Below are 25,899 nucleotides of genomic sequence, written 5' to 3' on the forward strand. Positions count from 1 at the left end.
CACCGTGCGCTGCGCACGAGAACGACTCCGTCGCTGTCGGACGACAGCGACGGAGTCGTTCCGCGTCGGTCAGCGCGCGGCGGCCGCCGGCTCAGGCAGGGCGGCGCGCGCCGCCCACTCCGCGGCGAGCAGCTCGTACGAGCGCACCCGGGCGTCGTGGTCGTGCGTGATCGTGGTGACGAGCAGTTCGTCGGCACCGGTGGCGCGACGGAGCACCTCGAGGCGGTCGGCGACGCGCGCGGCATCGCCCACGAACCGCGTCGCGAGCCGATCGGCAACGGTGGCTGCAGCGTCGGCTGCGAGCGGGCGCTGCCGGGCCTCGGACGGCGTCGGGTACTCGATCGCCCCGACGCCGGAACGGATCGAGTGCACCCACTGGGCGTACCCGAGCCCGAGTTCGTCCGCTTCGGCCGAGGTCGGCGCCACGAGGACGTCGGCCGACACGATGACGTGCGGGGCGTCCAGCACGCCGGGACGGAAGGCATCGCGGTACGCCTGCACGGACGCCAGGACCGTGCCCGGCGACGTGTGGTAGTTCGCGCCGTAGGGCAGGCCGAGCGCGCCGGCGGTCCGGGCGCTCTCGCCGCCGGTGGACCCGTGGATCCACAGCTCGACCTCGGCGCCCGCGGCAGGGGGCGCCTCGACCACCCCGCCGTCCCGCGACCACGTGCCGGCGAACAACCCGCGGATCAGGTCGAGTTCGCCCGCGAACCGGTCGACGTCGCCCGGCACCCGTCCGAGCAGCTCCCCCTGCAGCGCGAACCGGCTGCCGGGCGCGATGCGGAACTCGAACGGGGCCGGGACGAGCAGGCCGTCGACGACCTGGTCGGTCCTCGGGACGAGCGAGGGTGGCTTCGGCGTGCCCGGTGCTGGTGCTCCTGAGCGGCCGAGCCCGAGGTCGATGCGCGGCCCGTACAGCGCGGCGAGCGTGCCGAAGGTCTCGGCGATCTGCAGCCCGCGGACGTTGCCGACCAGGGTCGCGGCGCTGCCGACCCGCATGGTCGAGGTGGCTGCGGCGACCGCACCGATGACGACGGTCGGCGCACTGCCGGCGACACCGGGGTTGAGGTGGTGCTCGGCGAGCCAGTAGCGGGCGTACCCGGCACGTTCCGCGGCGACGGCCAGGTCGACCGTGTTCGCCAGGGCCTCGGCGGGGGTCGACCCGCTGCTCACCGGCACGAGGTCGAGGACGGAGAGCGGGACCCGGCTCATGCGAGCACCCGCTGCCGGTCGAGGACCCGTCCGGGCAGGCCCAGGGTCTGGCGGAGCGTCGCGCCCTCGTCGTACGACTGCCGGTAGACGCCGCGCTCCTGCAGCAGCGGGACGACCCGGTCGACGAACTCGTCGAGGCCGTACGGGTTGGTGTGCGGCACGACCACGAAGCCGTCGGTGGCGCGCTCCTGCACGTACCGGTCGATCTCGGCGGCGATGTGTGCGGGCGTCCCGACGAACCCGCCGCGGGTCGAGACCCGGATGACCAGGTCACGGATCGACAGGTGTTCGGCCGCGGCGAGGTCGCGCCACGACTGCACCAGCGCGGGCACATCGCGGCTGTGACGGACACGGCCACGGGTGATGTCGGCCCCCTCCAGGTCCGGCTCGACCGAGGGCAGCGGGCCGTCGACGTCGTACGACGACAGGTCGCGGTTCCACACCTGTTCGAGGAACGCGATCGCGGTCGCCGGGCTGACCTGGGCGCGGCGGATCGCCCGGGAACGCTCCTCGGCCTCGTCCGCCGTGTCGCCGAGCACGAAGGTCGCGCCGGGCAGGATCAGCAGCTCGTCCTTCGACCGGCCGACCCGTTCGAGTCGCTCGGTCACGTCGCGGTGGAACGCCTGCGCGTCGTCGAACTCGGTGTGCAGCGAGAAGACCACCTCGGCGTGCCCGGCGGCGAGGTCGCGGCCCTCGTCGGAGTCGCCGGCCTGCACGATCACCGGGTGTCGCTGGGGGCTGCGCGGGACCGGGAACGTGCCGGTCACGTCGAACTGCGGGCCGTGGTGGTCGACGTCGTGGATGCGGGAGCGGTCGGCGAAGACGCCGGCGGCCCGCGCCCCGGCGGCGCCCGACCCGTTTGCCACGATCGCGTCCGACTCCCACGAGTCCCAGAGCTCGCGCGACAGCTCCACGAACTCCGCGGCCCGCGTGTACCGGTCGGCGTGGTCGAGGAACCCGCCCCGGCGGAAGTTCGCGCCGTGGAACGCGTCCGAGCTCGTCACGACGTTCCAGCCCGCACGGCCGTCCGTCAGGTGGTCGAGCGTGGCGAGCTGCTTCGCGAGTTCGACGGGCTCGTTGAAGGTGGTCTGCAGCGTGCCGACGAGCCCGAGCTGGTCGGTGACCCCGGCCAGCGCGGCGAGGATCGCGAGCGTGTTCGGTCGGCCGACGACGTCGAGGTCGTGGATGCGTCCCTTTTGTTCGCGCAGCCGCAGCCCCTCAGCGAGGAACAGGAAGTCGAAGCACCCCCGCTCGGCGTTCCGGGCGAAGTGCTCGAACGACGAGAACGCGATCTGGCTCTCGGCGCGGTCGTCGCTCCAGACCGTGGTGTTGTTGACGCCCGGGAAGTGGGCGGCGAGGTGGACCTGACGCTTGGTGCTCATGCTGAGACCCCCGAGGAGACGGAACCGGCACCGGCACCGGTGACGGCAGGACGCGCGTACCGGCTGACGGACGGCGCGATGCCGAGCCGCGTGCGCAGGTCGGCGGTGGGACGGGACGCCACGTCGGCGCGCAGCCCCGCGGTGACGAGCGCCGGGACGAGCTGCCGCGCGATGGCGGTGCTGTCGACCGGGATGCGCAGTGGCCGGAGCCGCACGCCGGCGTAGCCGAGATCCCGCAGGTCCCCGATGCGTCTCACCAGGTCCGGCACCGTCGTCGCGAGCACGGACGTGTCCGACCCGGAGCCGACGGCGTAGGGGGCGTCCGCTGCCGCGTCGAGCGCGGCGAGGTCGTCGGCGGCGGCTGCCGGGGACGAACCGATCAGCACCGCGAGGTCCGCGAGGACCGGACGACGGAGGTCGGACCCGGCCACCTGCTCGGCGGCACGGACGAGTGCCAGCGCAGCACCTTCCTCCAGACCGTCGAAGCCGGGCGTGACCAGCACGACGTCAGCGGCGTCCACGGCGAACGTGGCCGCGTCGGCCCGGTGCGCGAGCGCGAACACCGGCGGCCGCCCCTGCGGCGACCGCGGCACGATCGACGCGCCGTGCACCGACACGAACGAGCCGGAGAACCCCGCGTTGTGGATGCGGTCGCGGTCGATGAAGCGACCGGTCGTGACGTCGCGGATGATCGCGTCGTCGTCCCAGCTGTCCCAGAGGCGGGAGACGACCTCGGCAGCCTCGCGTGCCTCGTCGAACAACGTGGCCGCGTCGTCGCCGCCGGGGCGGCGGCCGAACAGCGCGGCCTCACGGGTCGACGGACTCACCTGGATCCACCACCCGGCCCGCCCGAGCGAGACGTGGTCGAGGGTCTGGAGGCCCGTGGCGACGTGGAACGGTTCGGTGTGCGTCACCGAGACGGTCGGCACCAGACCGATCGCGCGGGTCGCGGGGGCGACCGCGTTCGCCACCAGGAGCGCGTCGAGGCGGCCGACGACGGTCGACGTGTCGAGGTCGCCGCCGGGGTCGGTGGGGCCGGCGGTGAAGGAGTCCTCGAGGGTGACGGCATCGATGCCGAGCCGGTCCTGCTCGACGACGACGTCGCGCCAGTGGCGGAGGCTCGTGAGGCGCTGTGCTGCCGAGCCGGCGGCGCGCCAGGCGGCGGGGTGCCACCCGGCGCCCTGCAGCGCGGTGACGAGGGTGATGCGGTCGGGCACGGTCATGGGGCGACGCTAGGACGGTTCGGCCGGGCCGCGAAGCGGTGTTGCGGAACGTGACCGACGGTGTCGCCGTGTGACGTGCGGCGGCGCTCGGTGCGGCGCGGCGCGGCGGCGCGGCGGCATCGTTCGGTGCGAGGTTGCCCTCTCGGTGCGGCGGAACAGGGCGGCACGGAGCGGGCAACCTCGCACCAGACTGGGCCAGGGGCGGGCGCGCACCGTGCGAGGATCGCCGGATGGTCTCGTCGTTCCTGACCCACGCTGAAGTGGTCGTCGACCCCGCGGTCCCGATCGAGTCGTGGGGGCTGTCGCACGAGGGCCGCGCACGGGCCACGGCTGCGCACCGGTTCGCGTGGACGCCAGGCTCCCGCCGCATCGTCTCGAGCACCGAGCGCAAGGCCGTCGAGACCGCCGACCTGCTCGCCCTCGCCGTCGAGCTGCCCGTCGAGCAGGACCCCCTGCTCGGCGAGATCGACCGGAGCGCGACCGGCTACCTGCCGCCGTCCGAGTTCGAGGCCGTCGTCGACGCGTTCTTCGCCGAGCCCGAGCAGTCGGTCCGCGGCTGGGAACGGGCGGTCGACGCGCAGGAGCGCATCGTCGCGGCCGTCCGCCGGCACTGCGCCACCGGCGACGTCACGATCGTGTCGCACGGTGCGGTCGGCGCGCTGCTCCTGGCCCACCTGCGCGGCGTCCCGATCACGCGCGCCCTCGACCAGCCCGGCATGGGCAGCGTCTTCCGCTTCGACGCGCCCGCCTGGCAGGCGACCAGCGGCTGGAGACGCGTCCCCGCGACCTGACGGGAGGCGCGGGGCGGGGCCGCCACGGGCCTCCCGTCCGCCGCCTTCGCGGCCCGACCGCCCCGCTTCGTCAGACCACGCGCGTCGCGCCCGTCACGGGGCCGGGAGCGGCGTCCTCGTCGTCGGCGTCGTGCAGGGTCCGCTCGGCCTGTCCGAGCAGGTGGTGCACGGCGAGGCCGATGGAGCGGGCACCGACGACCGCGACGAGCACGCTCAGCAGCGCCAGCAACGCGGCGGTGGGGATCCAGGCGGACGGCAGTGCGAGTGCCCGGAACCACTCGACCGATGCGGTGGCGACCGCGGCGGCCGGGAACACGAACGACCAGAACCCGAGCGAGAACCCCAGTCGGACGTACCGCGGCAGCAGGGCCAGCTGCACGAGCACCATCAGGACACCGAGCCCGGCGACTGCCTGCACGGGCAGGGTGACCGCACCGTCGGTGAGCGCGAACAGCGACAGGGTGGCGACCGCCGGTGGTGCGACGAGGATCGCCATCGTCGGCACGAGCGGCCCGGGCAGCGCCGGTCGGAACGCGAGCCGGATGAGCAGCAGGCCGGTCATCACGCCCCAGAAGAACACGCCGACGCCGAGGGCCGGCCAGGACAGCCAGCCGACGCCGACCTCGTGCGTGGCGACCGAGGCGACCAGGGCCGCGGCGACGGTCGGCAGCAGGTAGCCGCCGTGCACGGACTCCAGGGCGAGCCGGCCCTCGAACCAGGTGCTCAGCAGCCAGGCGGCGAACCCGGCAGCGGTGGCCACGGCGGCGAGCACGACGACCTGCCCGGCGACGGGGGCGAACCGCGCCAGGTCGACGCCGAGCAGCATCGCGGTCGCGGGGACGAGCGCGGCGATCGGCCCCTGGGCCGGGTGGCGGAGCTGGTCGACGAGCCGTTCGCCGACGCGTGCGCCCCGGACGGCGTGCGCCCCGAGCAGCCACACCCACGCGACGGCCGCGATCGCCCAGAACACCTGCGGCGCCACGGTGGGCAGGTGCAGCACGGGGGCGGCGTACGACCACGTCTCGGCGAAGCCGGCGAGGCCGAACGGGACGGCGAGGGTGTTGAGCGGGATGCGGGAAGTGGGTCGTGGCATGGCTCCCCCATTCTCCCGGACGGGTCGGCTGCGCCGGTGCGGGCCGTGCGTGCTCGTCGGGCCGTGCCTGCTCCGCGGTCAGGCTGCGGGGCGTTGTTCGCCTGCCTCGATCGCGACGTCGAGCCGGTTCTCGGCGGGCGGCAGCGGGCAGGTCGCGTGCGGGGTGTACGCGCACGGCAGGTTCGTCGACCGGTTGAAGTCGATGCGGGTGGCACCGTCGGCATCCGGTGCGGCGATGTCGAGACTCCGGTTCGCCGCGTACGTCGTGACCCCGCTCGTGCGGTCGGTGAACAGCACGTGCAGGCCGCCGGCGTGCCCGTTGAACGCCAGGAGCGACCGCGGCCCGTCGAGGTCGAACGTCAGGACGCCGGGGGCCTCGTAGACGTGCAGCAGGCCGTCGACGACGCTGCCGACGGTGACCTCGCGCGGGGTGTCGAACGGCTCGAAGTGCGCGTCCACGACGAAGCGTTCGGTGGGTGCGTACGCGGGGGTGCCGTGGTAGCCGACGCGGGTCGGGTTCGACGGGTGCCGCGGGCGCAGCAGGTCGCTGCCGCCGCGCCGGGCGACCTCGATCACCACGGTCTCGTCGCCGTCGCGCCACACCACGTTCGTACTCGAGCGCTCCGGCAGCGGGCCGAACCGGTGCGTCCCGCTGACGTGCTGCCCGTCGACCTCGATCGTCTCGCCGTCGGCCAGTGCGACCACCGGGCCGTCCTCGTCCGTCGACCAGCTGCCGGGTGCGTCCTCGAAGCGTTCCGGCGTGGCGGTGAGCCAGCGGATGCTGGTGATCGCGAGGAACCCGTGTTCGCTCGCCCGGGCCTGTTCGTGGTCGTCGTGCCAGGCGGTCCACGCTCCGGCGAAGGTCGGAGCGGCCGGGGTGGTCGGGTTCGTCGTGCTCATGGGTCGACCGTACGACGGGCGGCCCGGCGGCGCGACGATCGTGTCCCCGTGCGTCGGCGGGCGTGCGCGGGGCGGGGCGGGCGGCGGGCTGGGCGGCGCGATGCGCGGCGGCGCGGGCGGCGCGATGCGGAACGACAGCGTCGACGTCGCACGACATCGACCCTGTCGTTCGCACGCGCCTGTAACCGTCCGCGCGCGCAACGAGCGACCGAGTCGGTGTCGGACGACGTCGGCCATGTCGTTCGACGTCCGCACGCATCCACAGTCGCGGAACGTAACGGGCCCGATCCCTCGTGGCAGAGTGGCACTGCAGCGCACCGCGAAGCCTCGCGCGCGGCCCCCGACTCCCGACAGTCCGTCCCCATCGAGAGGAAGGCAGCGCATGCCCTTCGAGAACACCGACCGCATCCAGGCCACCACCGCCGGATCGCTCCCCCGGACCCCCGAGCTCATCGCCGCGAACGCCGCGCGGCCCGTCGCCGCCGACGGCTTCACGCTCGAGACCACCGACGAGGTCCGGGCCCTGACGAGCGCGGCCGTCGACGACGTCGTCGCACGGCAGACCGCGCTCGGCATCACGCAGCCCGGCGACGGCGAGTTCGGCAAGGCGATGTCGAACAGCGTCGACTACGGCGCCTGGTGGGGCTACTCGTTCCAGCGCGTCAGCGGCCTGAGCCTGACCGACGAGAACATCTTCTCGCAGCAGCCGGTCCGGTCCACCCCGGGGAACATCCGGCTGACGAGCTTCCCGGACCGCCGCGACTGGACGATCTTCCACGACGCCTACACGGACCCCGAGTCGGGCATCGGCACCGGCAAGAACGCCACCGCGTTCCCGACCACCACCGGCCCGATCACCTACACCGGACACGAGGCCGCGGCCACCGACGCCGCGAACCTCAAGCACGCGGTCGAGGCCGCCGGCGCGGACAACGGCTTCATCACAGCACTCTCCCCCGGTTCGGCCGCCCGCATCGCGAACGAGTACTACGCGACCGAGGAAGAACACATCTGGGCCTGGGCCGATGCTCTGCGCGAGGAGTACACGACGGTCCTCGACGCCGGCCTCGTGCTGCAGATCGACGACCCCTCGATCGCCGAGAACTGGGACCAGATCAACCCCGAGCCGAGCATCGAGGACTACCGGGCCTTCACCCGCATCCGCGTCGAGGCGCTCAACCACGCGCTCCGCGGCCTCGACACGAGCCGGGTGCGCTTCCACCTGTGCTGGGGGTCCTGGCACGGCCCGCACACCACCGACATCGAGCTCCGGCACATCGTCGACCTGATGCTCGAGATCGACGCCGGCGCGTACTCGTTCGAGGCGGCGAACGCCCGCCACGAGCACGAGTGGGCGCTCTGGCAGGACGTCACGCTGCCCGACGGCAAGGTCATCGTCCCAGGGGTCGTCAGCCACGCCACGAACGTCGTCGAGCACCCCGACCTGGTTGCGCAGCGCATCGAGCGGTTCGCCTCGGTCGTCGGACGCGAGCGTGTCATCGCCAGCACCGACTGTGGCCTGGGCGGACGGGTGCACCCGCAGATCGCCGCGGCGAAGCTCGAGTCGCTGGGCGAGGGTGCCCGGCGCGCGAGCGCGAAGCTCTTCTAGCCGCCCGTTCCTTCCCAGAACGGCTGCGGTACCTGGCGAGACCGGGCGCACGCACGAGCGGACTGGAGGCCCGGTGCCAGCTGGCACCGGGCCTCCAGTCCGTCAGCGGCGTCGGCCCAGGGCGACGGCCGCGATCGCCACGAGCGCTCCGGCCCACAGCACCGGGCGCGTGACGCGCCGTCGCTTCGCGACCCAGCCGCCGTCCGTCGCGTTCGCGGCGTCGGCGGGGGCGTAGAGGTTGCCGTCGGTCGGGGCGCCCTTGCCGCGGAGCGCGAACGTCTCCACCATCGGCTTCGTGATCTTGTGGAACAGGCCCGGGAACACGTACTGCAGCGGCACGAGCGATGCCTGCAGTCGCCCGACGAAGCGGTAGCGCTTGGGGTGCGTGGCGGCGTGCACCACGGCACGGCCGGCACGCTCGACCGAGACGGTGGGCGGCAGCGGGTGCGAGTTCTTGCCGGTGTAGTTGGCGCCGTTCTGGTAGATCGGGGTGTCGATCGTGGACGGCAGCAGGGCGGTGAACCTGATGCCGGTGCCCGCGAACTCGTCGCCGAGCACGTCGACCAGGCCGAGCGCCGCGTGCTTGCTCGTCACGTACGCCGACTGGTACGGGGCGGACAGCAGCGACTGGATCGAGCCGACCAGCACGTAGGTGCCCTTCCCGCGCTGCTTCCAGTGCGGCAGCAGGTGCGTGATGGCGTTGAGGTGCCCGTAGAGGTTCGTGTCGACGACGCGCTTGAACGCCTCGGTGGGGGTCTGCTCGAACAGGCCGTAGACGAACAGCGCCGCGTTGCCGACGAAGACGTCGATGCGACCGAAGCGCGTCGTGACGGTGCCGATGAGATCCTTGACCTGGCGCTCGTCGGCGACGTCCGTCGGGATCGCGATCGCCTCGGCGCCCAGCTTCCGGCACTCGGCGGCAGCGGCCTCGAGCGAGTCGTGCCCGCGCGCGGCGAGCACGAGTGTGGCGCCCTGCCGGGCGAACTCGTGTGCGGCGGCCCTCCCGATGCCGCTCGATGCTCCGGTGATGACGACGATCTTCCCGCGGTACCGATGTCCCATGCGTCCTTGGTACCCGTCGTCGGTCCGTTCCCGCACAGCCGGGCCGTACCCCTGAGCACGGTGCGAAGATGGAGCATGCGCAAGGACGACCTGACCGTCGACGAAGCCGCGGTCATCGCCGAACACGCCCGCTCCGGTGCCCTCGACGTCGACGACCCCGAGGTGCGGAAGGTCGTCGAGCAGGCGAACCGGGTGCTCGTGCGTGCGCAGATGTGGGGCGAGGAGCGGAGCCCGAAGCTGCGGCGCCGCCGACGGTTCATCGCGATCGGCGCCCTCGTGATGGTGCTCGTCTGGGTCGCCGGGTTGCTCGTGCCGCTGGCACTGCGCTTCGGCTGACGGGTCCGTCAGCGCCGGCCGCGGTGTGCGCGGTGTGGACCGAACACGGTCAGACCCTGGTCAGACGCGCCCCGATGGTGCATGATCCGACGACCACACCACCGCCGCGCTGCAGGGAGCACGACTTGGACCAGCACATCGATCGACGGCGCTTCGTGTCGCTCGGACTCGCAGGCGCTGCCGCCACCGCGCTCGGCGTCACGGCGATCGGCGCGGACGGGTCGGCGCAGGCGGCGACCGGGGCTGCGGCCCCGACTGCCGAACCCGTCCTGCTCGCCGCCGACGAGTTCGACGGCCCGGCCGGCAGTGCACCGAACCCGGCGGTCTGGCGGTACGACCTGGGTGCCGGCGGCTGGGGCAACGCCGAACTGGAGACCTACACGGACTCGCGGCGGAACGCGGCGCTCGACGGCGCGGGCAACCTCGTCATCACCGCACAGCGCGAAGCCGACGGCTCGTACACCTCGGCCCGGCTGAAGTCCGAGGGCACCTCCACCGCGCAGTACGGCCGCATCGAGGCGCGGATCCGGATCCCTCGGGGGCAGGGCATCTGGCCGGCGTTCTGGATGCTCGGCGCGGACATCGGGCAGGTCGGCTGGCCCGCGTGCGGGGAGATCGACGTCATGGAGAACGTCGGGTACGAGCCGGGGATCGTGCACGGCACGGTGCACGGGCCCGGGTACTCCGGTGCCCAGGGCATCTCGGCGTCGTGCACGGCTCCGTCCGGCGCAGCGTTCGCCGACGACTTCCACGTGTACGGGGTCGACTGGCGCCCCGGTTCGATCACCTGGACGGTCGACGGTGTCGCGTACCGGACCCTCACCCGCGACGACGTGGGCTCGAACCCGTGGGTCTTCGACAAGCCGTTCTTCGTCATCCTCAACGTCGCGGTCGGCGGCACGTGGCCCGGGTCGCCCGACGACTCGACGCAGTTCCCGCAGCAGATGACCGTCGACTGGCTGCGGGTCCACCAGAACGCCTAGTCGGGGTCGCGCCGGAGCAGGAGCGTGTCAGGGACGACGGTTCGCCCGGGCGACGAGCCACAGGTAGGTGCTGTGCCCGACCAGGGCGAGTCCGAAGAACACCGCGGCGACCGCGTACACCCGGTCGAGCTTGCCCTGCCCGATCACGAGCATCACGACGCAGAACACGACGGCGATCGCGAGGACACCGACCTGCACGGTCGACCAGATCCGTCGGAAGCGCGGCATGCCCGTCTCGTTCACGTCACCCATTCTGCCCGATGCCGTCAGTGCTTCTCCGGGTCGTGTCCCCAGTTCATGAGCGAGTACCGCCACGGGGTGTCGTGCACGTCGCCGTCGGGGCGCTGCTCCGCGTGCCGGGCGACGTAGCCGACGACCTTCCGCATGTGCGCCAGGTCGTCCTCGGTCCGGTCGGCCTTGCGCTTCTGGAGGATGCGGATGATGTGCCGACCGCTCTCGTGCCCGGTCGACTCGCCGCCGCCGGAGGGCTTCTGCCCGACGGACTTCGACTCGTCGGTGTCGAGCCACTTCCGCAACTCGGTGGCGGTCATGTTCACCGCGTCGTCGAAGTCGGCCCGGGTCTGCTCGTCGTCGTGCTCGCTCATGCGGTCGAGACAACCCGTCGGTCCTGGACGACTGCGCAGTGCGGGCCGGGTCAGATGGGAATGGAACGACCCCGCGCGGTGTCGAACTCTCCACTGACCACGAAGGAGCCCACCATGAGCGTCGACCTCCACGAGAGCACCGGCACCCGGATCGTCACCGACGAGCGGACGTGCCTGCAGACGACCGTCCTGCCGAAGCTGCACGACGAGCGCACCCCGTCCTTCGGCCGCTGGCTCGGACAGATCAACCACACCGGCTGAGCCGGCGCCCGGTGACGGCACGCACGGACCGGCCCAGACACTCGGCCCGCCAGGCACGGCCTGTCGCCGCCGCAGTCGCCGTCGCCGGCACTGCTACCGTGCACCCATGTCCTGGGGCCGGCGGTACTACGCGCTGCAAGCCGTCGGCGGAGCGGCCTGGTGGATCGCCGTCGCCACGCTGCCGTGGGTCCGGACCACCACGCTCGGTTCGCTCGACCCGGTGCTCGTCGCCGTCCTCGACGTCCCGTTGTTCGTCGTGGCCTCGGCCCTCGCCGCCGCCGGTGTCCGGGCCGCCGCGGTCGTCACGACGGGATGGACCGCCGTGGTGCTCGGTGCGCTCGCCGTCTGGGCCACGGCAACCGGCGAGGCCGGCTGGGGCGTGCTGATCATGCTCGCGGCCACGATCGGCTCGGTGCTCGCGCTCGGCCTCGTGCTGCTCGGACGGATCCCGACCGAGTGGGTGACGAGCGGCCCGCTGCGGATCCGCACCGCCGACGCCGACGCCCCGCGGTCCCGGCACGTCGCCGCGACCGTGCTGCAGATCGTCGTGTTCTGGGGTCTGTTCCTCGGGGTGTTCCCCCTGGTCATCGCGTTCGCGGAGCACCGATGGGGCCTGCACCCGGACCTGCCCGCTCCCCTGGTGAGCGCCTCGACCGTCCTCGGGGTGGTCGTGCTCCTGCTGGCGAGCGCACTCGGCATCGCGTCGGCGGCGGCCATGTCGACGAAGGGCGGCGGCACCCCGCTGCCCTCGGCGACGGCGAACCGCCTGGTCGTCGCGGGGCCGTACCGTTCGGTGCGGAACCCGATGGCCCTGGCCGGCATCACCCAGGGCGTCGCCGTCGGCCTGCTGCTGTCGTCGTGGCTGGTCGTCGTCTACGCGGTCGCGGGTTCCGTCGTGTGGAACTGCATCGTCCGACCGCTCGAGGAAGCCGACCTCGACGAGCGGTTCGGCGACGACTTCCGCCGGTACGCCGAGCAGGTGCGCTGCTGGGTGCCTCGGTGGCCGATCCCCGCTCGGGTGGGCTCGGTGCCGCTCACCTCGTCGCGCCGCTGAGCGGTTTAACGACGCCGGCGTCGTCGTTCGGCGCCGCCGGGTCGTCGAGACGCCTCCGTTTCCGGCGGCGTCTCGACGACGGGGCGGCGTCTCGACGACACGCCGGCGTCTCGGCGTGACGCCGGCGTGTCCGGACCGGCACCGACACCGGCCTGGAGGCGCCAGGCGGCGCCGCCACGGGCCTCCTGTCCGTCAGTCGGCCGGGTCCACCACCGGCGGCCGCGCGGACGGGGCGAGCGCACGGATCCGCTTGGCGGGGACGCCGGCGTAGACGCCGTGCGCCGCCAGGCGGCCGACCACCACGGCGCCGGCTGCGACCACCACGTCGTGCTCGATGTGGGCCCCCGGCAGGATCGTTGCCCGACCGCCGATCCAGACGTGCTCCTCGATGAGGACCGGGCGGCCCGTCGGGACGTCGTTCCACCGGCCGTCGGCGTCGATGTCGTGGTGGCTCGTCATGATGAGCACCTGCATGCCGATCGCGGTGTTCGCACCGATCGTCACGGGTGCCACGGCCTCGACGGTGACGTTCCGGTTGCAGAACACGCCCCGGCCGATCGTCAGGTGCCTGGGATCGCCCGTCAGCGAGAACCCGGCGCCCACACCGGACTCCGCGCGGGCCCCGGCGACGAGCAGCAGGAGCCGCCGCACGATCCGCGGCAGCAGCGCCGACCCGAGCACGGCGGTGAAGAGCAGGTGTTCCCTGGCGTGTGCGGCGTCCTCGACGAGCCGCCGACCGAACGTCGACGGGGCAGCAACCGCCGGAGCGGGTGCCGAGGTCGGGACGGGTGGTGCTGCTGAGCCGGCCATGGGGTCTCCAGTCGTCGTGGCTGCGTGTCCGTGCAGCGCCACCGTAGGACGACGACCGTCGGCGACCGGCCGGACGACGGGCGGTTGCGGGATTCTTGCGGGGCCGCGCCGCTCGGCGGCCACGCGCCGGCTCGGCCACGCGCCGGCTCGGCTACGCGCGTGCGCCGTCGCGGGCGGTGGACGCCGTCTGCCGGGGCAGCTCGCCGAACTCCTCGCGGTAGCTCCCCGCGAACCGGCCCAGGTGGGCGAACCCGGTGGCACGGGCGATCTCGGCGACGCTCCGGCCGTCTCCGGACTCGAGCTGTTCGCGCGCGAGCAGCAGCCGGATCCGACGCAGGTACATCGTCGGGGTGATGCCGTGGTGGCGCTGGAACGCCGCCTGCACGCCGCGCACGCTCAGGCCGGCGGCCTCGGCGACGTCGTCGACGCTGATCGGTTCGGTGGCGTGCTCGAGCAGGAACGTCTCGGCTCGGGCGAACCGGGCCGTGGCGGCCACGACCGGTTCGTGCTGGCCCACGGGCCAGTGCGGGATGGCGGTGAGCAGGCCACCGGCGGCGAAGCGGGCGAGTTCTCGCTCACGCTCGACCGGCACGGTCTCCGGTCCGGCCAGGACCTCCTGGGCGACGGACCGGACCATCAGCCACCAGGCCGCCAGCGGTGCGCCCTCGGGGACGTGCCGCGGACGGAACTCGAGCGGACCCGGGGCCCAGTCCCCACGCTCCGCTGCGACCTGCTCGACGATCGCGCGGTCGATGCGCAGGACGTCCTTGTTGCAGTCGATCCACCGGAAGCGCTGCGGGCCCTGCCGGAACAGCATCGGGCGGCCGATCTGCACCGGCTCGCCGTCGAGCTGCGCGACGCCCGACTTCATCCAGACGATCATCATCTCGCTGCCCGGCTCGATCGCTCCGCGCAGGTCGCCCGTGCAGCGGGTGGACTCGAGCGACAGCAGCGACGTCCCGCGGATCCGTTCCTCGAAGACGAACTCGGCGTCCGTCGGCTCGACCGACAGGTCGTGCGTGGTGTGCGTCCGAGCCAGGGCCTCGGCCGCGACCGACGGCTCGACGGTCTGGATCTCCCGCAGCAGGCGGTGCATCGTCTCGGGCACGTGACGATCCTCCCGAGATCTCGGCGTCCGCGCAACGAGCGACGCGCCGGGTTCCTGTACGGCGACCAGCGAGGGCACTGTTTGCTGTGCTCCAGGAGGTCGCCACATGAAGCAGATCCAGTACGACCGCTCGACGATCCTGACGAGCGACGACGTGGCCGATGCCGTGATCGAGTACGCCGCGGCCCTGGCCGGCGGCAACCGGGCGGACACCGTCGCGATCCCCTCGGTGGCGGCGGACGGCACCATGACGACCACCAAGGTGCTCATCGGCCCGTCGAGCCAGCTCGTCGTCGCCGATGCCGACGAGGACGAGCTCGAGCGCGAGGACGCGGACTTCGTCGAGCGGTTGCGTGCCGCCGCACTGACGTTCGAGCACGACGAGGTGATCCACGCGGACACCCGGTCGGACCTGACCGAGGGGCCCGTGACCTAGGAGGGCCTGCGGACGCGGGGACGCGGACCGCTGGCTAGCGCCCGAAGTCCGGCGGCGCGGCGCTCGTGTCCACGGCGAGCACCGCTTCGGTGCGGCGCGCGACCTCGAGCAGGAACGCCTCGCCCTCGGGTTCGAGGTCGTCGTCCGGTGCCGGCTCCACCGCCACCGGGACACCCGGGGCCAGCAGCACCTCGACGGTGCTCGCCACCCCGAAGTCATCGGCGGTGGGGATCGACACGACGTCGCTCAGTCGGCTCTGGTGCAGCGCGGCCGCGTAGCGGATCACCGCTTCGGCGATCGAGTCGCTCGTCAGGACACGGACGGTGCCCGCGTAGTTCACATACTTCAACGTTGCTCCCTGGTGAAGAGGAGCATCCGCCGCGGTGACGGTTCCCTGATCCGGTGCCACGGTAGGCCGCCGTCGGGCCACGCACACATCTTCGCGGACAGAACGGGGTACGCGGCGCCCGGCCGGCCGGCCGGTGCCGGGTGACCGGTGTCGGGTGACCGGTGTCGGGGGACGCTCCCCCTGAACCGTCGCCCACCGCGAGCGGCCTACGTTCTGGCCCATGTCCACGCGAGCGAAGACCGTCACGGCGCTGTTCGGCGCCGCCACCGTAGCCCTGCTGCTCACCGCCTGCGACCCCGGCGGAGCGCAGAACATCGACCCCGTCGGCAAGGTGCCCGGCTCCGAGCAGAAGTCCCAGTCGGCGCAGTGCGATGTTGCCGCGAGTGCCACCGTCGACATGATCGACGAGGCGGTCGGGTCGCACGACACCACCGAGTTCGCGAACGTCCAGGAGGGCGACGGCGGCTGGTACCTCGGTGCGGCGATCGTCCCGGCGGACAGCAACGACTCGAACGACGACGAGATCACCGTCTGGGCGACCACCGCCGACCCCACGGCCGACGGCTTCGACGGTCCGCTGTACGCCGTGAACGACGTCGCGAAGCAGGCCGTCGCCGACGAGTCGACCACCACCTCGGACGCGCCGACGCCGTTCGCCGACGACTCCGAGGCCGCCCAGCAGGTCGAGAGCTGCGTCGTCGAGGCGTCCGACCGCTAGTCGCCGGACACCCTGCCGTGGCCGGTCAGCCCTTGGGCTGGTCGGCCACTTCCACGTCCACGTGGTATTCGTCGCCCCCGTCGGTGCTGATGGTGGACACCGAGTCGTAGACCACGTCGTAGCCCGCGGTGTTCACGTCGCAGTGCACCTCGGCGCCGTCCTCGATCGCGATGTCGTCCTCGCCGCAGTCGACCTCGGGCGTCGCGTCCGAGATGTCCGCCAGCGCGTCGACGACGACCTGTTCGAAGGCCTCCGGCGTGACGGTCCGCGAGGACGAAGCGGTCGAAGTCGACGTCGTCACCGTGCACCCGCTGAGCGTCACCGCCAGCGCGATCGTCGCGGTGAGCGTCGCGAGCGTGGTGGTGGTGCGCTGCTGCATGGTGTCCCCCGTCGTCCCCTGGCCGGTGGCTGCCCCGCGATCGGGGCCGGCCGTTCCCGACGGTAGTCGCCGCGACGGTGCGAGGACGCCGTCTGGTCCGAATCCGGTGGCGCACCGGCGGCTGGACGTCCGCCCGGGGTGTCGTGAAGGGGCGCTCAGCCGGTGGGCGAGTTCACTAGACGATCGTCTTCTGAACCCCTACGGTTCCGAACACCCCGTCCTGCCACGAACCGTGAGAGACCGCATGCGCACCCCTCGTCAGACCACACCCCTGATCGGGCCCGGCAGCTGACGTGGCAGCTGCGAAGGTCACCGTCCTGCTCGTGAGCGACTTCCCGCTGTCGGCGATGCGCGGCGAACGAGCCGCCCTGGTCCAGCAGGCGAAGGCGTTCGCCGCGTCCGGACACGTCGTCTGGGTGGCGACTCCCCCGACGAGCGACACCGCCGACCTGCGGAAGTCCGGTGTGCGCCTGCTCGAGGTCGAGCCGTCGATCAGCGTCCCGGGGGCGGACCTGCCGGTGGTCCGCAACTCGGTGCGGGTGCGTCGGCACCTCGGCACGGTGATGCTCGAGGAACGGATCGGTCTCGTCGTCACCCACTCGGACTTCGGTCTCGCCGCCGCAGCCCTGACCACGGCGCGCTCGCTCGGGCTGCCGACGATCCACACCGTGCACGGTTCCGCTCCGATCCGCGGGCGGACCGCCGCGGCGTTCGCGCCCCTGGCACGTCGTGCCCACCGCGTCGTGACCGGGCTCCGGACCGGCCGGCACCGCGTCGGCGGCCACCCCATGGAGGACGCGCGCCGCAGGATGGCCGTCGCTGTCTCCGCGGCCGCCGACGTCGTCGTCACCTCGACCACCCGACAGGCGGGAGTCCTGCGTGCCGCCGGCCTGGACGAGGTGCACGTCGTGCCCAACGCCATCGGGAACCGCACGGTGACACCGCCGCCACCGCCGGAGCTCGGCCCGCTCCGGCTCGTCTGGGCGTCGCGGTTCACGCCGGACAAGCGCCTCGACGTGCTGTTCAACGCGATCCGGCTGGTCGAGATCCGGTTGGGGGCGCACGCGGTCCGGGTCGACGTCGCCGGCGGGACCGTCCCTCCGACGCGCACGCCGGTGTCGGTGCGCGTGCACGGCCGCCTGTCCCTGCAGGGCGTCCACGACCTGCTGCTCTGCGGGCACGCAGCGGTCATCTGCTCGCTCGAGCACGACGGCCAGCCGATGACCGCGCTCGAGGCGTTCCGCGACCACCGTCCGGTCATCGTCTCCGACATCCGTCTGGCGAGCGAGTTCGGATCCGCCGCCGTCCTGACGGACGACGAGACCGCGTTCGGGCTCGCCACGACGATCATCGAACTCGCCTCGGACCGGGACCTGCTGCGACCGCACACCGACGCCGCGATCGAGCACGCCCGACTCGCGACGGCGGAACGCCACACCGAGCAGGTCCTCGGGCTCGTCGCGGATCACTGCGGTCCCTGAACGCACCGTCCCGGAGCGCGCGGTCCCCGCGGCGACGCGCTCGGCCGTGGGGCCGCCACGGGACGGACGGGAGGCACGGTGCGGGCCCGCCCCGAGCCTCCCGCCCGGCGGTGCGTGCCGACCACGGCACAGGGAGAACGCCCCGATGAGGAGGGGGGATCTCATCGGGGCGTTCCGTTCGTGGGGCCGCGTCAGGCGGCGAGGCGCGCAGCGAAGGCCGTGGCGCGGGACCGCAGGTCCGCGTAGGTGGCCTCGTACGCCTCCGGCGTGCCGGTGCGCGAGGGGTTCGGCAGTGACCAGTGCAGGCTGTCACCGTCGTCGATCGACTCGTGCGCACGGTCGCAGACCGTGACGACCAGGTCGCCGTCGGCGACGACGTCGTGGAAGGACCGCGGGACGTGGTCGCCGAGGTCGAGGCCGTGGCGCGCACCGACGGCGACCGCGCCGGGGGCGATGGCGGGGGCGGGACGCGTCCCGCCGGACAGGGAACCGATCTCGCTGACCTGCGCCCAGACGCCCGCGGCCAGCGGGGAGCGGGCGGAGTTGCCGGTGCAGACGAACAGCACGCGCGACACCGGACCCGGCACCGCCGCCGCCCCGTGCGGGACACCGCTCGGTTCGAGGTGCAGGTAGCTGCGACGGCCGTCGCCGTCGGAGCGGCGCCGCGTGACCAGGCCGGCCTGCTCGAGGACGCGCAGGTGGTGCGCGAGGAGCGGGCCGGACAGGCCGAGGGCGGCCCGGACCTCGCTCGGGCTGGCGTCGGAGGCCGCGAGCAGGTCGACGACCGCCAGGCGTGCGACGTCGCCGAGGGCCGCGTGCTGCGCCGCGCGCTGCTCGAGGTCCTGCTGCCGCATGTTCATCAGTTCAATGTTGACTGAACCATCTGCCGTCGTCAAGATGAGCGGGTGACGACGAGCCCCGAGCCCCTGCGGTCGTCCGCGGCCACGGTGTTCCTGGTGTTCCTGCGGCTCGGGCTGACCTCGTTCGGCGGGCCGGTCGCGCACCTCGGGTACTTCCGCGAAGCCTTCGTGGTGCGTCGGCGGTGGCTGGGCGACGACGCCTACGCCGACCTCGTCGCGCTCTGCCAGTTCCTGCCCGGGCCGGCGTCGAGCCAGGTCGGGATGGCACTCGGCCTGCAGCGCGCCGGGATGCTCGGACTCCTCGCCGCCTGGTGCGGGTTCACGCTGCCGTCCGCGGTGCTGCTCGTCGCGTTCGCCCTGCTCGTGTCCGGCACGCCCGACCTGGCCGGCGCCGGGTGGCTGCTCGGGCTGCAGGCCGCCGCAGCCGCGGTGGTGGCGCAGGCGGTGCTCGGCATGGCGCGCTCGCTCACGCCGGACCGCCGACGGGCGACCGTCGCTGCCGCAGCCGCGATCGTGGTGCTGCTCGTCCCCGGCCCGGGGCCGCAGGTCGCGGTGATCGCGGTGTGCGGTGTGGTCGGCGCCGTGTGGCTCCGCGGCGTCGTCGCCGTGGGCGTGGATGCAGGCGCCACCGACACGGGCGGCGCCGTCCGGCTCCCCCGCTGGGTCGCGGTGTCGGCGCTCGTCGCGTTCGCCGCCCTGCTCGTCGCGGCCCCGATCGCCGCGCACGGCACCGGTGCCGTGCGCCTGTTCGGGGTCTTCGCGCAGGCGGGCTCGCTCGTCTTCGGCGGCGGCCACGTCGTCCTGCCGCTGCTCGAGTCGCAGACAGTGGCCACACACCTGGTGGGGCACGCCGACTTCCTGGCCGGGTACGGCGCCGCACAGGCCGTACCCGGGCCGCTGTTCACCTTCGCCGCGTACCTCGGCGCCGTCGCCCACGGCAGCCCCGGCGGGGTCCTCGGCGCAACCGTCGCACTCGTCGCGATCTTCCTGCCCGCCGCGCTCCTGGTCATCGGCGCACTGCCGTTCTGGCACGTGCTCCGCGCCCTGCCGTGGGCCCGACGCGTGCTCGCCGGCGTGAACGCGGGGGTCGTCGGGCTCCTCGCCGCAGCGCTCTGGGACCCGGTCATCACCGAGGGGGTCCGCTCGGCCCCCGCACTGGCGCTCGCCGTGGCTGCCTTCACCGCCCTCACCCGCTGGTCCGCTCCCCCGTGGGCCGTCGTCATCGGAGCCGGCCTGCTCGGCGCCGTCGTCCTCTGATCGGAGCACCCCGCATGCCCACCGTCCTGTTCGTCTGCGTCCACAACGCCGGCCGTTCCCAGATGGCCGCCGGCTTCCTGCAGCACCTGGCCGGTGACCGCGTCGACGTCCGGAGCGCCGGCTCCGAACCGGCCGACCAGCTCAACCCCGTGGTCGTCGAGGCGATGCTCGAGGAGGGCATCGACATCCGGGGCGAGCAGCCCGCCCTGCTCCGCACCGACGCCGTCCGTGCCGCCGACGTCGTCATCACGATGGGCTGCGGGGACGCCTGCCCGGTGTTCCCCGGCAAACGCTACGAGGACTGGGAGCTCCCGGACCCCGCAGGGCTCGACCTCGACGCCGTCCGGCCGATCCGCGACGACGTGCGTGCGCGGGTGCAGGACCTCATCGCCCGGACCGCTCCCTGACGCGCTCGAGCAGGCGGTCGACGAGCTGCTCGCGCCACGGGACCGACGACCAGACGTGGTCCGCACCCTCGACCGCGGTGAACGTCGCCCCGCTGAGCAGTTCGCCGTAGCGCCGGCCGTACTCGACCGGGACGATCTCGTCGGCGGTACCGTGCAGCACGTCGACCGGCCCGTCGTACCCGCGCGCCTGGGCGTAGACGTCGAGTCCGTCCCGGACCTCGTCGACGAACCCGCGCCCGAGGGCGGTCCCAGCGAAGTCGAACCAGCCGCGGTCGCGGACGGGCGCGAGCGGCTGCCCCTGGATGGTGTCGTGCACGGCGATGTCGTCGACCACGACCCCGGCCGGCGACCACAGGGTCAGGCTCCGCACCAGGTCGGGCACCCTCGCCGCCGCCATCGCCGACTCGACGGCGCCCAGGCTGTGGGCGACGACGTGGATCGGTGCCCCCTGGTCGGCCGAGAACGCCCGGATCATCGTGACGACCTGCTCGACCTCGTCGCCGATCGAGATGTCCGCGAAGCGTCCGTCGCTCGTGCCGTGCCCGAGACGGTCGTAGGAGCGGACCGTCAGACCGCTGTCGGTCAAGGCGGTCGCGGCCTGCACGAAGAGCTGGCGCGGACCGATCGACGAGTCACCGAACCCGTGCACGAACAGCACCGAGCCGCCGGCAGCCGCGGGCGCCGGGTGGTACTCCCACCCCCGGAGCGCCCCGCCCCGGTGCTCGAGCCGGATGCTCGTCAGGGCACGCTCCAGCGGACGTTCCGCAGTCACGCTCAGTTGCTCCGGTCGGCGAACCCGGCCGGCAGGTCGGCGGGCGCGGTGTCGACGACGGTCTCGTCGTCCTGGCCGACGAACTCGAACAGGGTGATGTGGGCGAACTCGGGGACGACGTAGATCGGGTAGGTGGGGCCGGCGTCGCGGTACTCGCGCATCCGGTCCAGGTGGTCGTTCTGGAACAGCACGGTCTTGCTGCCGTCCTCCTCGACCCAGTGCGGGAAGAAGATCGTGCCGTGCAGCACGCGCTCCCCCGGCACCACGGTCACGACGACGCTCGTGCCGGTGGGCTCGTTCCACGACACCTTGTAGACGCCGGCGGTGAGCACCACGAGGTCGACCTGCTGGTCCTTGACCCAGCGCCCGCCGACCATGCCGGAGTGGATGCGGTAGTCGATGGTGGTGGCGTTCTTGACGTACATCTCGTACTGCCAGCCGTTGGCGTACGTGTAGATGAACCGGTGTCCGACGATGCCGGAGAGGTCCTGCGACGGGACGGGCTGTGCGACTGAGGTGGTGATCGTCATGCCCCCATCCTGCGCCAAACATAGTTTTGTTGCAAACCTTTTTCGAGGACCTAAGCTGAGGACATGGGCAGCGAGCACGACACCGCAGGACTCCGGGACATCGCTCGGCGGCTCAGCGACCAGGTCGGCCCGTTCCGCCGCACCCTGCTGAACGCGTCACGCCGTGACGGTGCGCTGCCGGAACTGCCCGACGCCCAGATCGAGGTGCTGCGACGCCTCGACGAGGCCGGGTGGCTCACGCCGACGGCGCTCGGCCGGTCCCTCGGCCTCGCCCGCTCCACGGTCAGCAACCTCGTCACCGCGATGGAGCGCGGCGGGCTCGTCCGCCGGCGGCTCGCCACCGGCGACGGCCGCAGCACCGAGATCGCCCTGACCGAGCTCGCGTCCGAGCGGCTCCGGGTCTACGACGCCTCGGCCGAGCACGTCCTGGTCGGCGCGCTCGAACGCCTGGGCCCGGACGGGGTCGACGCGCTGCGCGCCGCGCTGCCCGTCCTCGCCGAGCTCCGTCTGACCATCGAGGAGCCCGGAGCGTAGGGATCGGCTGACAGTGCGCGTGAGCCGTCGCACAGGTCCGGCTCGTCGATCACCAGCGGGAGCGGGTCACCCTGGCAGGGTGTTCGCAGACCACCCGGGAGGCCCGCACCGCGCCTGAGAAGTCGGTCACGGTCGCAGCACGCGACGGCTCCAGGGCGCGCGGCGGCCCCCAGGGACCGGTTCCATCGTTCTGCCGTGCAGACGACATCACTTCTCCCCATCATCGCCAAGGCGTGTGCGGTGGCAGCTCCGGTCGCCATCGCCGTGTCGCTCGTGGCCGGCCCGGCCGTGGCGGCACCCCTCCACACCTCCACCACCACGACCTCCGCGCACCACACGGTGTCCCGCGCGGCGCGGACCACCGAGGGCGGCACGGCCGTCTCGCGGCTCGACCGTCGCGCCGAGCAGCGCAACGAGGCCACCGTCCGGCACCTGTTCCGGTGCGCCTTCCGCTCCCCCGCCTCGGCGACGGCACGCGCTGCAGCCCGGACCGCCGTGGCATCGGGTGCCGTCGCCCACGGCGCGAAGAGCACCTCGGGTCCAGCTGCACTGCTCGCCGAGTTCACCGCCGACCGCGCCCGGGTCCCCGGCGCCCACGCCGTGATCAAGCACATCGCCGGTGACGCCGACCTGGTGGCCGTGCACTGGCAGATCACCGCGAAGCCGAAGGACGAACGCACCGGTGACGCCGCCGTCGACCTGTTCCGCATGCGCAACGGCCGCATCAGCGAGTGGTGGGCGCTCCGGCAGACGGTCCCGACGGGCACGCCGGCCAGCGGCAACACGAACAGCATGTTCAGCGACCTGTACCCGGCCGCCAAGCGTGACCACCACCTGACCGAGCGACAGGAGGAGCACAACCGGGTGCTCGCGGTGACCGCGTACAACCGGCTGTTCCGCGACCACGACGTGTCCGTGCTGGACGAGAAGTTCGACCCGGCGTACCTGCAGCACAACTCGGTCGCCGCGAACGGCACCGCCGCGCTCAAGCAGTTCTTCGCCGGCAGTGCCGCGCAGGGTCTGCCGAAGCAGGAGTCCGTCATCTCGCTGGCCGACGGCGACCTGGTGTGGACGTTCTCGAAGCAGGTCGGGGCGAAGGCCGACGCACCGTTCGGCGCAGCCGACCTGTTCCGGGTGGACGGCAACCTGATCCGCGAGCACTGGGACGTCGTCCCGACGAGCTGAGACCGGGCAGCGGGAACCGGAGCCGCGCGTCTCAGGACGCGCGGCTCCGGCGCGCCCGCTCCTTGATCGCCGTGATGACGGCCGTCTTCGCGTCGGCGTAGGCGTTCATGTCGTCCCAGCTCCGGCCGAGCAGCTCCCGCTTGGTGCGCTCGTACAGCGCGCGGTCGTCGGCGTCGACGCGCAGGTGGTCGCGGAGGAGCAGGTACTCCTCGACCGCCGTCGCGCCCTGCTCGTAGACGTGCACGTGCACGTCGCGAGCCGGTGTCCGGACCAGGCGGTGGCCGGGTTCGCGCACGCGGAGCTCGTACCCGGCCGCGAGGAGCTGGTCGAGGTAGGTCGCCTCGGCGGTGATGTCGGCGACGACGACCACGATGTCGACGATGGGTTTCGCTGCCAGGCCGGGGACGGCCGTGGAACCGATGTGCTCGACGACCGCAGCGTCCGCGCCGGAGCCGGGCAGGGCCTCCAGGATGCGTCGCCGGTGGTCCGCGAAGACCGCAGCCCACCCGCTGTCGGCGGGGTGCAGGGTCACGGTGACCGGTTCTGGGCCGCCGATGATCTCGACGGTCGTGACGTCCGGTCGGGGGTGGTCCTCGTCATGGTGCACCCGGCCATGATGGCAGCACCCGGAGCGCGGACCAGAGTAGTCCTTGACTTCCCGGCTACGAGTATTAGCCTTTGAGTTACTACCCGTAGCCGAAGGAGCCACGTCATGCTCGAACACCTGGACACCGAGGGCGGCACGATCGCCTACGACCTCTCCGGCTCAGGGCCGCTCGTGGTCCTCGCCCACGGGATGGGCGACAGCCGCCACTCCTACCGCTTCGTCGTGCCGGAGCTCGTCGCGGCCGGCTACCGGGTCGCGAACGTCGACCTGCGGGGTTGCGGCGACTCGAGCACCGGGTGGTCCGGGTACGAGCGCTCCGACATCGCACGCGACCTGGTCGCCGTCGCCCGGCACCTCGGCGGCCCGGCCGTGGTCGTCGGGCAGTCGATCAGCGGCGGCGCAGCGACGATCGCCGCGGCCACCGCACCCGACCTGGTCGCCGGCATCGTCGAGCTGGCACCGTTCACGCGCAAGCAGTCCGTCGACCTCGGTGGGCTCCTGCGCAACCGCCGACACCGCGCCGGCACCGTCCAGCTCGCACGCGTGATGACGAGCGGCAGCCTGCCCGGCTGGCTCGCGTACCTGGACATCGCGATCCCCGCCAAGCCCGCCGACTGGGCGACCGAGCGCGGCCGCATCGAGACGACCCTGCGGCGACCGGAGCGGCTGGCGGTCCTCCGCGCCATGACCCGCACGTCGCCCGCCGACGCCGGCGAGCAGCTGGGTGCCATCCGGTGCCCCGTGCTCGTCGTCGAGGGCAGCGCCGATCCGGACTGGGCCGACCCCCGCGCCGAGGGCGAGCGCGTCCTCGCCGACCTGCCCGACGGCCTCGGGGAGCTCGCCGTCATCGACGGCGCCGGCCACTACCCCCACACCGAGACGCCGACTGCACTCCTCGCCCTGCTGCTGCCGTTCCTCGCCCGCACCTTGCCCGTCGCAGGCCCCGTTGCCTAGGGCGGGGCTCGACCCGGCGACCGTCACCGAGACCGCGGCGACGCTGGCCGACGAGATCGGTCTGGCCCGACTGAGCATGAGCGTCGTCGCCGACCGCCTCGGGGTGAAGGCACCGTCGCTGTACAAGCACGTCGACGGACTCGGTGACCTCACGCGCAGGATCGCGATCCTCGGCGCGAACGAGCTCGGGGACGCACTCCGCGACGCCATGCAGGGGCGCAGCGGCCGGAGTGCGCTCGAGGCGGCGGTGCAGACCGTGCGCCGGAGCGTCCGGGAGCACCCGGCGCGGTACCAGGCAGCCGTCAGCGTCCGGCCGACCGACGCCCAGGACCCGCTGGCCGTCGCGCTCGGCCGCACCCTGGCGTCCTTCGCCGCGGCGCTCCGCGACTACCCGCTCGACCCCGCCGACGAGGTCCACGCACTCCGGGTGCTCCGCAGCGTCCTGCACGGGTTCGCCACGATCGAGGCGTCCGGCGGGTTCCAGATGGACACGGACGTCGATGCGAGTGCTGCGTGGATGGTCGACTTCCTGGATCGCGGGTTCCGTGCCGCGACAACACGGTGACCGTCACCACGGCGGCGCGCGCGTCGAGGCCCGTCGGTCACGACCCGCTCCGTGGCGGCCTGCGGTTCACGGCGGAGCTCGTCGCATGGGTGGCCGTGCCCTGGGCGCTCTGGCCCCGTTCGCCGGTGCTCGCGATCGCCGCCGTCCTGCTCCTCGTCGTGCCGCCGGCGGTCTTCGGGACGCCGGGTGACCGCCCCGGCGGCGACCCACCCGTCGCGGCACCGGGAGTGGTGACGATCGCGTCGGTCCTCGCGCACCTGGTCGGAGCCATCGCCGCGTCCTGGGTCGTCTGGCCGGCTGCGGTCGCGGTCGCCGTCACGGTCCTGTGCGTCGCCGTCGTCATCTCGGAACAGCGGCGGTGGCGCGTCCTGGTGGGGCGCGGGCGCGGGCGCGGACGCGGGCGAACAGACGATCGTCTGGCCAAGCGGTAGCGTGT

Annotated in this window: 32 protein-coding genes; 16 read left to right on the top strand and 16 right to left on the bottom strand. The window is 73.0% G+C overall.

From position 1 onward, the window contains the following. Nucleotides 1-69: 69 nt before the first annotated feature. Genes BIU95_RS06760 through BIU95_RS06770 form a run of 3 tightly spaced genes read right to left on the bottom strand, consistent with a single transcriptional unit; the run spans nt 70 to nt 3,817 of the window. Nucleotides 70-1,212, bottom strand: a complete 1,143-nt coding sequence (locus BIU95_RS06760; RefSeq protein WP_071251101.1) for an LLM class flavin-dependent oxidoreductase — start codon at nt 1,210-1,212, stop codon at nt 70-72. Continuing rightward, nucleotides 1,209-2,594, bottom strand: a complete 1,386-nt coding sequence (locus tag BIU95_RS06765; RefSeq protein WP_071251103.1) for an NtaA/DmoA family FMN-dependent monooxygenase — start codon at nt 2,592-2,594, stop codon at nt 1,209-1,211. Before BIU95_RS06765 ends, BIU95_RS06760 begins: the two co-directional genes overlap by 4 nt. Then, nucleotides 2,591-3,817, bottom strand: a complete 1,227-nt coding sequence (locus BIU95_RS06770; protein WP_071251105.1) for an LLM class flavin-dependent oxidoreductase — start codon at nt 3,815-3,817, stop codon at nt 2,591-2,593. The genes BIU95_RS06765 and BIU95_RS06770 overlap by 4 nt, the downstream gene beginning before the upstream one ends. Nucleotides 3,818-4,047: 230 nt before the next feature. Here BIU95_RS06770 and BIU95_RS06775 point away from each other — a divergent pair, with 230 nt between their 5' ends. After that, on the top strand, nt 4,048-4,608 hold the full coding sequence (locus BIU95_RS06775; protein ID WP_071251107.1) for a histidine phosphatase family protein: 561 nt from the start codon (nt 4,048-4,050) through the stop codon (nt 4,606-4,608). Between the two features lie 70 nt (nt 4,609-4,678). Here BIU95_RS06775 and BIU95_RS06780 read toward each other — a convergent pair whose 3' ends face one another. Together BIU95_RS06780 and BIU95_RS06785 are read right to left on the bottom strand one after the other, a co-directional pair. After that, entirely contained in the window at nt 4,679-5,701 is a 1,023-nt protein-coding gene (locus BIU95_RS06780; RefSeq protein ID WP_071251109.1) for a transporter, read from the bottom strand. 78 nt (nt 5,702-5,779) lie between these two features. Continuing rightward, on the bottom strand, nt 5,780-6,601 hold the full coding sequence (locus BIU95_RS06785; protein ID WP_071251111.1) for a DUF1684 domain-containing protein: 822 nt from the start codon (nt 6,599-6,601) through the stop codon (nt 5,780-5,782). A 382-nt stretch (nt 6,602-6,983) separates the two neighbouring features. On the opposite strand from BIU95_RS06785, the gene BIU95_RS06790 reads away from it, so the two are divergent. Beyond that, the gene (locus BIU95_RS06790) at nt 6,984-8,210 is read left to right on the top strand and encodes a cobalamin-independent methionine synthase II family protein (protein WP_071251113.1); all 1,227 of its coding nucleotides are present in this window, start codon (nt 6,984-6,986) and stop codon (nt 8,208-8,210) included. Nucleotides 8,211-8,312: 102 nt separating this feature from the next. On the opposite strand, the gene BIU95_RS06795 is transcribed toward BIU95_RS06790, so the two are convergent. Beyond that, nucleotides 8,313-9,272 carry an SDR family oxidoreductase gene (locus BIU95_RS06795; RefSeq protein WP_042541176.1) on the bottom strand — a complete coding sequence of 320 codons (960 nt, stop codon included), beginning with the start codon at nt 9,270-9,272 and terminating at the stop codon, nt 8,313-8,315. Between the two features lie 75 nt (nt 9,273-9,347). On the opposite strand from BIU95_RS06795, the gene BIU95_RS06800 reads away from it, so the two are divergent. Next, the gene (locus BIU95_RS06800) at nt 9,348-9,608 is read left to right on the top strand and encodes a hypothetical protein (protein ID WP_017885652.1); all 261 of its coding nucleotides are present in this window, start codon (nt 9,348-9,350) and stop codon (nt 9,606-9,608) included. A gap of 125 nt (nt 9,609-9,733) precedes the next feature. Further along, complete coding sequence (locus BIU95_RS06805; protein ID WP_071251115.1) at nt 9,734-10,591, top strand: family 16 glycosylhydrolase; 858 nt, start codon at nt 9,734-9,736, stop codon at nt 10,589-10,591. A gap of 27 nt (nt 10,592-10,618) precedes the next feature. Here BIU95_RS06805 and BIU95_RS06810 read toward each other — a convergent pair whose 3' ends face one another. Both BIU95_RS06810 and BIU95_RS06815 read right to left on the bottom strand, forming a co-directional pair. Continuing rightward, entirely contained in the window at nt 10,619-10,834 is a 216-nt protein-coding gene (locus tag BIU95_RS06810) for a hypothetical protein (RefSeq protein ID WP_139179681.1), read from the bottom strand. Nucleotides 10,835-10,857: 23 nt separating this feature from the next. After that, nucleotides 10,858-11,196 (bottom strand): DUF3140 domain-containing protein, encoded by a 339-nt coding sequence (locus tag BIU95_RS06815; protein ID WP_071251121.1) that lies wholly within the window; start codon nt 11,194-11,196, stop codon nt 10,858-10,860. 114 nt (nt 11,197-11,310) lie between these two features. Between BIU95_RS06815 and BIU95_RS18590 the strand changes: the two genes are divergently transcribed. Continuing rightward, nucleotides 11,311-11,457: a hypothetical protein gene (locus BIU95_RS18590; protein ID WP_156155412.1), complete on the top strand. Its 147-nt coding sequence runs from the start codon at nt 11,311-11,313 to the stop codon at nt 11,455-11,457. A gap of 106 nt (nt 11,458-11,563) precedes the next feature. Further along, nucleotides 11,564-12,511 carry an isoprenylcysteine carboxylmethyltransferase family protein gene (locus BIU95_RS06825; RefSeq protein WP_071251123.1) on the top strand — a complete coding sequence of 316 codons (948 nt, stop codon included), beginning with the start codon at nt 11,564-11,566 and terminating at the stop codon, nt 12,509-12,511. 192 nt (nt 12,512-12,703) lie between these two features. On the opposite strand, the gene BIU95_RS19055 is transcribed toward BIU95_RS06825, so the two are convergent. Both BIU95_RS19055 and BIU95_RS06835 read right to left on the bottom strand, forming a co-directional pair. After that, nucleotides 12,704-13,321 carry a DapH/DapD/GlmU-related protein gene (locus BIU95_RS19055; protein WP_083389279.1) on the bottom strand — a complete coding sequence of 206 codons (618 nt, stop codon included), beginning with the start codon at nt 13,319-13,321 and terminating at the stop codon, nt 12,704-12,706. A gap of 151 nt (nt 13,322-13,472) precedes the next feature. Further along, nucleotides 13,473-14,429 carry an AraC family transcriptional regulator gene (locus tag BIU95_RS06835; protein WP_017885659.1) on the bottom strand — a complete coding sequence of 319 codons (957 nt, stop codon included), beginning with the start codon at nt 14,427-14,429 and terminating at the stop codon, nt 13,473-13,475. Between the two features lie 106 nt (nt 14,430-14,535). On the opposite strand from BIU95_RS06835, the gene BIU95_RS06840 reads away from it, so the two are divergent. Then, nucleotides 14,536-14,865, top strand: coding sequence for a hypothetical protein (locus BIU95_RS06840; protein WP_052481955.1), 330 nt, complete (start codon nt 14,536-14,538; stop codon nt 14,863-14,865). Between the two features lie 34 nt (nt 14,866-14,899). Here BIU95_RS06840 and BIU95_RS06845 read toward each other — a convergent pair whose 3' ends face one another. Next, a complete protein-coding gene (locus BIU95_RS06845) occupies nt 14,900-15,214 on the bottom strand; it encodes a hypothetical protein (RefSeq protein WP_139179682.1) in 315 nt (104 codons plus the stop codon). 220 nt (nt 15,215-15,434) lie between these two features. Between BIU95_RS06845 and BIU95_RS06850 the strand changes: the two genes are divergently transcribed. Further along, nucleotides 15,435-15,932, top strand: a complete 498-nt coding sequence (locus BIU95_RS06850) for a hypothetical protein (RefSeq protein ID WP_017885662.1) — start codon at nt 15,435-15,437, stop codon at nt 15,930-15,932. Between the two features lie 25 nt (nt 15,933-15,957). Here BIU95_RS06850 and BIU95_RS06855 read toward each other — a convergent pair whose 3' ends face one another. Then, nucleotides 15,958-16,311: a hypothetical protein gene (locus BIU95_RS06855; RefSeq protein ID WP_017885663.1), complete on the bottom strand. Its 354-nt coding sequence runs from the start codon at nt 16,309-16,311 to the stop codon at nt 15,958-15,960. 293 nt (nt 16,312-16,604) lie between these two features. Between BIU95_RS06855 and BIU95_RS06860 the strand changes: the two genes are divergently transcribed. After that, complete coding sequence (locus tag BIU95_RS06860) at nt 16,605-17,792, top strand: glycosyltransferase (protein ID WP_017885664.1); 1,188 nt, start codon at nt 16,605-16,607, stop codon at nt 17,790-17,792. Nucleotides 17,793-17,983: 191 nt separating this feature from the next. On the opposite strand, the gene BIU95_RS06865 is transcribed toward BIU95_RS06860, so the two are convergent. Then, complete coding sequence (locus BIU95_RS06865) at nt 17,984-18,652, bottom strand: MarR family transcriptional regulator (protein ID WP_071251125.1); 669 nt, start codon at nt 18,650-18,652, stop codon at nt 17,984-17,986. Nucleotides 18,653-18,697: 45 nt separating this feature from the next. Here BIU95_RS06865 and chrA point away from each other — a divergent pair, with 45 nt between their 5' ends. Both chrA and BIU95_RS06875 read left to right on the top strand, forming a co-directional pair. Next, a complete protein-coding gene (chrA, locus tag BIU95_RS06870; protein WP_071251126.1) occupies nt 18,698-19,909 on the top strand; it encodes a chromate efflux transporter in 1,212 nt (403 codons plus the stop codon). A gap of 14 nt (nt 19,910-19,923) precedes the next feature. Further along, nucleotides 19,924-20,316: an arsenate reductase ArsC gene (locus tag BIU95_RS06875; protein ID WP_017885667.1), complete on the top strand. Its 393-nt coding sequence runs from the start codon at nt 19,924-19,926 to the stop codon at nt 20,314-20,316. Here the strand turns inward: BIU95_RS06875 and BIU95_RS06880 are convergent. Beyond that, complete coding sequence (locus BIU95_RS06880) at nt 20,294-21,088, bottom strand: alpha/beta hydrolase (protein ID WP_017885668.1); 795 nt, start codon at nt 21,086-21,088, stop codon at nt 20,294-20,296. The genes BIU95_RS06875 and BIU95_RS06880 overlap by 23 nt on opposite strands. A 2-nt stretch (nt 21,089-21,090) precedes the next feature. After that, complete coding sequence (locus BIU95_RS06885) at nt 21,091-21,618, bottom strand: phenolic acid decarboxylase (protein ID WP_017885669.1); 528 nt, start codon at nt 21,616-21,618, stop codon at nt 21,091-21,093. A 63-nt stretch (nt 21,619-21,681) separates the two neighbouring features. Between BIU95_RS06885 and BIU95_RS06890 the strand changes: the two genes are divergently transcribed. Both BIU95_RS06890 and BIU95_RS06895 read left to right on the top strand, forming a co-directional pair. After that, the gene (locus tag BIU95_RS06890; RefSeq protein ID WP_056068393.1) at nt 21,682-22,152 is read left to right on the top strand and encodes a MarR family winged helix-turn-helix transcriptional regulator; all 471 of its coding nucleotides are present in this window, start codon (nt 21,682-21,684) and stop codon (nt 22,150-22,152) included. Nucleotides 22,153-22,392: 240 nt separating this feature from the next. Then, entirely contained in the window at nt 22,393-23,337 is a 945-nt protein-coding gene (locus BIU95_RS06895) for a nuclear transport factor 2 family protein (protein ID WP_071251128.1), read from the top strand. A gap of 31 nt (nt 23,338-23,368) precedes the next feature. Here BIU95_RS06895 and BIU95_RS06900 read toward each other — a convergent pair whose 3' ends face one another. Beyond that, the gene (locus BIU95_RS06900) at nt 23,369-23,944 is read right to left on the bottom strand and encodes a GrpB family protein (RefSeq protein WP_017885672.1); all 576 of its coding nucleotides are present in this window, start codon (nt 23,942-23,944) and stop codon (nt 23,369-23,371) included. Between the two features lie 105 nt (nt 23,945-24,049). On the opposite strand from BIU95_RS06900, the gene BIU95_RS06905 reads away from it, so the two are divergent. The 3 genes from BIU95_RS06905 to BIU95_RS06915 are packed head-to-tail and all read left to right on the top strand — an operon-like array spanning nt 24,050 to nt 25,894. Next, nucleotides 24,050-24,898: an alpha/beta fold hydrolase gene (locus tag BIU95_RS06905; RefSeq protein WP_071251130.1), complete on the top strand. Its 849-nt coding sequence runs from the start codon at nt 24,050-24,052 to the stop codon at nt 24,896-24,898. After that, complete coding sequence (locus BIU95_RS06910) at nt 24,891-25,463, top strand: TetR/AcrR family transcriptional regulator (protein WP_042541061.1); 573 nt, start codon at nt 24,891-24,893, stop codon at nt 25,461-25,463. The genes BIU95_RS06905 and BIU95_RS06910 overlap by 8 nt, the downstream gene beginning before the upstream one ends. Beyond that, nucleotides 25,460-25,894 (top strand): hypothetical protein, encoded by a 435-nt coding sequence (locus BIU95_RS06915; RefSeq protein WP_071251132.1) that lies wholly within the window; start codon nt 25,460-25,462, stop codon nt 25,892-25,894. Before BIU95_RS06910 ends, BIU95_RS06915 begins: the two co-directional genes overlap by 4 nt. Nucleotides 25,895-25,899: the final 5 nt, after the last annotated feature.

Source organism: Curtobacterium sp. MCBA15_007 (genome assembly GCF_001864905.1).
GTDB lineage: Bacteria > Actinomycetota > Actinomycetes > Actinomycetales > Microbacteriaceae > Curtobacterium > Curtobacterium poinsettiae.